The organism is Ilumatobacter sp. (assembly GCF_049588435.1).
In the GTDB taxonomy this organism is placed as follows: Bacteria; Actinomycetota; Acidimicrobiia; order Acidimicrobiales; family Ilumatobacteraceae; genus Ilumatobacter_A.
Map to the genome: position 1 here is coordinate 1 of NZ_JBAVYV010000203.1, position 2,339 is coordinate 2,339.

At 65.8% G+C, this 2,339-nt stretch carries 2 protein-coding genes; one reads left to right on the forward strand and one right to left on the reverse strand.

What is annotated here, in order from left to right:
- The coding region (locus WBV89_RS07720; protein ID WP_423980752.1) for an AAA family ATPase at positions 1-1,295 on the reverse strand (1,295 nt) is incomplete at its 3' end.
- Positions 1,296-1,437: 142 nt separating this feature from the next.
- On the opposite strand from WBV89_RS07720, the gene WBV89_RS07725 reads away from it, so the two are divergent.
- Positions 1,438-2,339 (forward strand): hydantoinase/carbamoylase family amidase (locus WBV89_RS07725; RefSeq protein ID WP_423980753.1); only part of this gene is annotated, 902 nt, incomplete at its 3' end.

Below are 2,339 nucleotides of genomic sequence, written 5' to 3' on the forward strand. Positions count from 1 at the left end.
GCGATCCGGGGGGTGTCTGTCTGGTCGAGAAAGACGAGCGACCGCAGAGCGGTAAGCCCTGTGTCGTTGTCGACCAGGTGCTGTGGTACGACCTCGAGCAACTTGGCGATTCCGTCGACGTCGCCACGCACGAACATCGGGATCCACAAGCTGTCGATCAACCGCACGCACCTCGGCCAATCCTCGCAGGCCACCGCGTGCACGAACGCTGTCTCCGAAGTTCCGTGATCGTCGTTCCATTGCGCAGCTGCGCGGTGGAGCTCTCGGTGCAGTGTGGGGTCGGTGGCCGCAAGGAAACGCTCGAGTGATTCTGCGAGCAGCGGGTGGTATCGGAAGGTGTTGGCGAGGTCGCGGTCGGGTGCAGTGAAGATCCCGGAGTCCGTCAGCGATCGAAGCAGGACCCCGGCATCGTCTCGCCCAGACAGATGACGCGCCAGTTGCTCGTCGAGCATCGGGGACACACACGTCGACTTCAAGAAGTCGGTGATGTCGGGGTCGAGTGCACCTACGACCTCCTCTTCGAAGTACTGCTCGACGTCGTGCCGGCCCGAGCGGACCCCGGCGAGAACGTCGTCGAGGGGGATTCCTCGCGTGAGCGGGATTGCAGCCAATCGGAGACCAGCGGCCCACCCACCGGTACACGCGACGATTTCGGCGACCTCGTCCTGCTGGAGGTGGCAGCCGGTGCTCTCCAAGAGTTCGGTGGCCTCCGCGACGTCGAACGCCAGCTCGTCGCGGGTGACCGAGGTCAACAGTCCGGCAACTCGCAGACGCATCAACGGAAGTGGAAGCGAACGACCGCTGAGAACGAGTCGCCACGGCGCTGGGCAGTTGCGAAGCAGGAGCGCCAGGTCTTCGGCGCTGTCGTCCCCGGCGAGCAGATGAACGTCATCGAGAACAATGACGAGGGTGGTGGCGTCGGCTGGAACGCGATCAACGATCGCTCGAACGATCTGTTCGCCCTCGAGTTCGCCGTCGGGTGGAGCAAGGTCGAGCAAACGAAAGGCGTCGCTGCCGGACCAGTCGGCTTCGGTCACTGCGGCCAGGAGTCGACGCCAGAAGCGATGCGAGTGGTTGTCGCCCGTCGCCAGCGTGACCCACGCAGTCGGTGCGGTGAACTGTCGGTGCTGCTCCCACGACGCCAGCAACTCGCTCTTTCCCCAGCCCGCGGGCGCCGAAATCGCGACGACCTGTCCGGATCCGATCCCGTCGACCAGACGGACCAACCGTGGCCGCACGACCTGCCCGCGCGGTCTGTTCGCCCGTCGGGCATCCTGCCGAGCCACCGGTTGCACGCGACGCAACCTACCGAGGACGAGGCTCGTGGGTCGCCCGACGTCATCCCGCCATCCATCATTAACACGGTGGCAACACACCGCCCCGAGATCGCCCCTGGTGGGTGATCCAGGTGGCGATGGGCGTGTCGATCATGTTCGCATGGCTCCTCCCGACATCGACGATGAACAGGCCGCACCCGTCTCCACCGGCACCTACGACCCGGCGCGCGTCGTCAGTCAGCTGCGTGAGCTGGACGAGCTCACCGGGGGCTCGGAGGGTTCGCGGCGGCTGGCGTGGACCTCCGAGTGGCTCGAAGCACGAAACATGTTACGCGAGGCGTTGCAGAGCATTCCCGTGAGCGTCGACACCGATGCTGCCGGCAATCTCTGGGCAGTGCTGCCCGGAGTCACCAGTGACACGCTCGTCGTCGGGAGCCATCTCGACAGCGTCCCGAAGGGTGGCTGGCTCGATGGATCGCTCGGGGTGTTCGCCGGACTCGAGCTCCTGCGATCTCTGGCCGACGACGGTATTCCGCCTGTCACCGTGGCACTCGTTGACTGGGCCGACGAGGAGGGTGCACGCTTCGGTCGCAGCCTGTTCGGCAGCGGCGCTGCGATGGGCACGCTCGACCTCGATGTCCTCTCCGGGCTGGTCGATCGTGATGGCAACACGCTGCCCGACGTGCTCGCCGAATACGGGGTGAAGCTCACCGACCTCGATGCCGCCAGAACGAGTCTGACCGAGGTCCGGGCCTACATCGAGTTGCACATCGAGCAGGGTCCGGTGCTTGAGTCGATGGGTCTCGGCATCTGCACAGTGACCGGAACCAAGGGCATCGAACGCGAGCGGCTGATCTTCCGCGGGCAGGCATCGCACGCCGGGACCATGCCGATGGAGATGCGCAAGGACAGCTTCCGCGCTGCTTCCAGGTTCGCTCTCGCGGTCGCCGACATCGGGGTCGCCCACGACGGTGTGACGACGGTGGGGAGTGCCGCGCTGTGGCCCGGGGTTGTGACAGCCACGGCCGGAGAGACGCGCATCACGCTCGATATGCGCCACAT